Raw genomic sequence first — 3,125 nt, 5'->3', positions numbered from 1 at the left:
CAACGTGTTCCTCCACCTTCACCCCACCCGCATCCACCGCACCCACGTCAAGATCACCCACACCTACTGCCTCGGCGGTCTCTCCTTCTTCATGTTCCTCGGGCTCACCGTCACCGGCATCCTGCTGATGTTCTACTACGTCCCCTCCGTCGAGCGGGCCTACCTCGATATCCAGAACATCACCACCACCGTCCAGTTCGGCCAGCTGATGCGCAACATGCACCGCTGGATGGCCCACGCCATGGTCATCCTCGTCTTCCTCCACATGATGCGCGTCTTCTATACCGGCGCCTATAAGCCCCCGCGCGAATTCAACTGGGTGGTTGGCGTCATCCTCCTCGTCCTCACCTTCCTTCTCTCCTTCACCGGCTACCTGCTCCCCTGGGACCAGCTCGCCTTCTGGGCCATCACCGTCGGCTCCGAAATCGCCGGCTCCGCCCCCGTCCTCGGGCCCAAGACCCGCTTCTGGATGCTCGGCGGCTTCGAAGTCGGCCCCAACGCGCTCATCCGCTTCTACACGCTGCACGTCATCGGCCTGCCGCTGCTCGCCGCGATCTTCATGGCCGTGCACTTCTGGCGCATCCGCCGCGATGGCGGCCTCGCCCGCCCGCTCTAACCAGCGGAGTCACACACTCAGAGAGGGGAACGCATGGCAACCGCTGTCGTAGCAAGGCCCGTCGCCCGGCCGCAGCCCCGCGCGCGCGACGAAGAAGTCCTCGTCTGGCCCGACCTCATCTTTGTCGAATTCATCTCGGCCCTCGTCTTCACGGTGGCGCTGCTGGTCCTCTCCACCTTCATGAACGCGCCACTGCTCGACCAGGCCAACCCCGACGTCACCCCCAACCCCTCCAAGGCGCCCTGGTACCTCCTCAACCTCCAGGAACTCCTCCTGCACATGAACGCCGCCATGGCCGGCATCATCGTGCCGACCGTGTGGCTCATCCTCCTCGGCGCCTTCCCCTACTTCGACCGCGACAACGAAGGCCAGGGCGTCTGGTTCGGCACCGAAAACGCCTGGCGCATCACCATCGTCTCCGGCATCGTCGCCTTCGTCGGTACCTGGCTCCTCATCCTCTGGGACACCGGCAAAATCGCCTTCTTCCTCAATAGCTGGTTCGGCCTCTCCGGCGGCGATACCCTCCGCTTCCTCGAAAACGTCCGCTCGATGCAGTCGCAGCTGCCCTGGCCCGAGTGGTCCCGCAGCATCACCTACCTCCCCTTCGAGCTCCGCATCCTCGACGGCACCGGCCGCGGCGGCCCGACCACCTTCCAGCACCTCGACTTCCCCGGCTGGCTCGTCGAGCAGGCCATCCCGATCGTCGCCCTCGTCGGCCTGCCCAGCCTCCTCATCTACACCCTCTGGCGCATGAACTGGGTCGTCACCCGGCGCGATGCCCTTCTCGCCCTCTTCACCGGCTTCGTCGTCGTCTTCGGCGTCCTCACCGTCGTCGGCACCGGCTTCCGCGGCCAGGGACAGCAGCTCGTCTTCCCCTGGGACCTCAAAGTCAGCGAAGGCATCCCGGGTCAGGAGTAACCATCGATGGCACAGGCTGATTCCGCACCCCGCGCCACCGGGCGCATCGAACGGGCCCGCCAGATCGAAGCCCGCAAACTCGCCCGCCGCTCCTTCCTCCGCGTGAGCGCCTTCTCCGGCCTCGCCCTCTTCACCGGCGGCCTCCTCGCCTCCTTCCTCGGCTTCTTCAACCTGCGCAAGCCGAAGGGCTTCGGCGGCATCGTCACCGTCCCCGCCAGCCAGGTGCCCCGCGCCGGCGCCGACCCCGTCCGCATCCCCGAAGGAAAATTCTGGCTCGTCAACCTCAACGGCCCCGAAGGCGACGTCCTCCAGGCCGGCGGCACCGGCGGCCTCCTCGCACTCTACTGGAAGTGCCCCCACCTCGGCTGCACCGTCCCCTGGAACCCCGCCTTCAACGGCGCCCAGGTCAACTTCCCCGGCATCATCGGCTGGTTCCGCTGCCCCTGCCACGGCTCCACCTACTCCAAGGCCGGCATCCGCGTCTTCGGCCCCGCACCCCGGCCCATGGACACCATGGCCATCCGCGTCAACGGCGATGGCTCCCTCAGCGTCAATACCGGTCAAATCACCAGCGGCGCCATCGATAACCCACTGCGCGCCGTACCCTACGTCTAGGCACGGGAGGCCCGGTTGAACACCCAGAAACAGATCGTCCTCATCGTCGCCCTGCTCTTCATGACCGTCGGCGGATGCGCCGCCTACGCCGCCATCGACCTCCCCGTCCGCGCCCCCTCCCAGGAGGAGTGGACCCTCGACCAGTCCCGCGAACGCGGCGCCCTCCTCTACGCCAACAACTGCCGCACCTGCCATGGCAACCGCGGCCAGGGCGGCGTCGGCCTCCCCCTCGACACCCCCGAGCTCAAGAACCAGGACCCGCTCGTCCTCGCCGCCAACAAGGCCATGCTCCGCCGCACGCTCTACTGTGGCCGCGCGGGCACCCGCATGCCCGCCTGGCTCAACACCAACGGCGGCTCCCTCAACGCCATCCAGATCGAACACCTCATCAACCTCATCACCGCCCCCGAAGACACCGAAGTCGATGGCGTCCCCACCTCGAAGTGGTGGGTCGAAGCCGAACACTTCGCACACAACCTCAACCACGAGCTCACCGCCCTCGTCGGCGGCGATACCCTCGATACCATCGCCGTTAACCACGACATCGGCTACCGCGAAATCTCCGCAGCCAACGGCAACCGCAACGTCGATGAGGTGCTCCCCAGGAACACCCGCGTCCGCATCCCCGGCTTCAAGGCCATGCCCGAGGGCTACATCTACACCGTCTACAAAGACAACGAAACGCTCCGCAAAATCGCCGATTCCCAGCACGTCGGCGCCATCATCCTCGCCGACCTCAACAACATCCGCTACGAATTCAGCGAGAAGCGCGGCGTCGCAACCCTCCAGCTCTTCACCGAAGACGGCACCCCGCGCGCCGGCCTCTTCCCCGGCGAAGTCCTGAAGCTGCCCGAGGGCGCCACCTACATCATCGCCGCCGGCGATACCGCGAAGTCGATCGCTGACCAGCACGGCATCACCGCCGCCGAGCTCCGCCGGCTGAACCCGCAGACCGTTACCACCGCCAACGACGACG

At 66.5% G+C, this 3,125-nt stretch carries 4 protein-coding genes; all 4 read left to right on the top strand.

The annotated features are described in order from the left end of the window. The coding region (gene extP, locus VAE46_RS12745; protein ID WP_322797320.1) for a selenite/tellurite reduction operon b-type cytochrome ExtP at positions 1-616 on the top strand (616 nt) is incomplete at its 5' end. Positions 617-649: 33 nt separating this feature from the next. Next, on the top strand, positions 650-1,534 hold the full coding sequence (locus VAE46_RS12740) for a hypothetical protein (RefSeq protein WP_322797319.1): 885 nt from the start codon (positions 650-652) through the stop codon (positions 1,532-1,534). A gap of 6 nt (positions 1,535-1,540) precedes the next feature. Then, positions 1,541-2,149, top strand: a complete 609-nt coding sequence (locus VAE46_RS12735) for a ubiquinol-cytochrome c reductase iron-sulfur subunit (protein WP_322797318.1) — start codon at positions 1,541-1,543, stop codon at positions 2,147-2,149. 15 nt (positions 2,150-2,164) lie between these two features. Beyond that, positions 2,165-3,125 (top strand): LysM peptidoglycan-binding domain-containing protein (locus tag VAE46_RS12730; RefSeq protein ID WP_322797317.1); only part of this gene is annotated, 961 nt, incomplete at its 3' end.

The sequence above is a fragment of the Tepidiforma sp. genome (genome assembly GCF_034433535.1).
Lineage (GTDB): Bacteria > Chloroflexota > Dehalococcoidia > Tepidiformales > Tepidiformaceae > Tepidiforma.
The sequence above is the reverse complement of the archived record's forward strand: the minus strand, read 5'-3'. Positions and strand labels throughout refer to the sequence as shown.

Coding starts and splice junctions, on each gene's coding strand:
- VAE46_RS12740 (WP_322797319.1), top strand. CDS start 650: ATGGCAACCGCTGTCGTAGCAAGGCCCGTCGCCCGGCCGCAGCCCCGC.
- VAE46_RS12735 (WP_322797318.1), top strand. CDS start 1,541: ATGGCACAGGCTGATTCCGCACCCCGCGCCACCGGGCGCATCGAACGG.